The 674-nt window shown below is 78.5% G+C and carries 1 pseudogene; it reads left to right on the top strand.

Going from position 1 to position 674, the window contains the following annotated elements:
• Window positions 1–611 (top strand): annotated as a pseudogene (locus Q6969_RS16140) (hypothetical protein); the annotation flags it as partial.
• Window positions 612–674 lie beyond the last annotated feature (63 nt).

Raw genomic sequence — 674 nt, 5'->3', positions numbered from 1 at the left:
CGGATCCGGCCCCGGACGCCGCGACGACGCCCCGCGGCCAGGCCATGGGCACGCTCGACGGCCGCCGCGGCGCCGCCGTCCCGGACTTCTCCGAGGACCCGCCCGTGCCCGTGCCCGCCACCGACGAGGAGCTCGCCGCCGAGCGGTCCCGCGCGGCCGACGAGCTGTGGGCGATGCTCGTCGCGCAGGAGCCGGACGCCGTGCGCCCCGACGTCGGCTTCGAGCGCACGATCGCGCCGGGCCGGTTCGCGGAGGTGCAGGTCGGGTGCCTCCGGGAAGCGGGCATCGACGCGTCCGTCATCGGCTCGGACAGCTTCACGTACCCGGACGGGGACCCGGCGGCCCTGTACGCCTGCGCCGTGCGCTTCCCGATGGCGGAGGCCGCGGGCGAGCCCCGGGACGACGCGGGGCTCGCCTACCTGCACGACTACTACGTCGCGTACCTGCTGCCCTGCTACGCCGCCGAGGGCACGCCGTACGAGGGCGAGGTGCCGGCGCGCGACGAGTTCATCGCGGCGACCCGCGCGGGCGACCCGTGGACGCCGTTCCCCGCGGCCATGGACGCCGCCCTGGCCGCCACCTGCCCCGCCGTCCCGGCGGCGTACCGGTGACGCGGTGACCGGATCCGCCGCTCCCGCCGCCGACGCCCTCCGCCGGCGCCTGCGGGACGACCC

It is taken from the genome of Clavibacter sp. MX14-G9D (genome assembly GCF_032917815.1).
Lineage (GTDB): Bacteria > Actinomycetota > Actinomycetes > Actinomycetales > Microbacteriaceae > Clavibacter > Clavibacter michiganensis_K.
Note: the sequence above shows the minus strand (reverse complement) of the source record. Positions and strands in the feature narration are given on the sequence as shown.